General features: G+C 46.6%; 1 protein-coding gene. It reads left to right on the forward strand.

All coding sequences use genetic code 11. The features are described 5' to 3' along the window. Positions 1-427, forward strand: a 427-nt coding sequence (locus AC1ECF_RS17525; RefSeq protein WP_480390724.1) for an IS3 family transposase, incomplete at both ends; no start/stop codon positions are given.

Consider the following 427-nt stretch of genomic DNA (forward strand, 5'->3'; position numbering starts at 1 on the left):
GATACCGACGTATCCGTGATGAACTGGCGAATCGTGGGCAAAAAGTGAACCACAAGAAGGTGCAACGCATCATGAAAGAGCTTGGCTTGAAGTGTGTCGTGCGCATGAAGAAATACAAGTCCTATAAAGGAAAAGTAGGGAAAGTGGCACCGAATCACTTGAATCGTGATTTCAAAGCAGATGCACCAAATGAGAAATGGGTGACGGACATCACCGAATTCAAGTTGTTCGGCGAAAAGCTTTATCTGTCCCCTGTTTTAGATCTGTTCAATGGCGAGATCATCACCTACACCATTGGCTCTAGGCCTACCTATTCACTTGTCGCAGAGATGTTAGAGAGGGCTATAGAGCACCTGCCTGAGAAACATAAGCTGCTCATGCACTCAGATCAGGGCTGGCATTACCAGATGGAAAAATACCGGGACGT

Source organism: Psychrobacillus sp. Z3-81 (assembly GCF_056620325.1).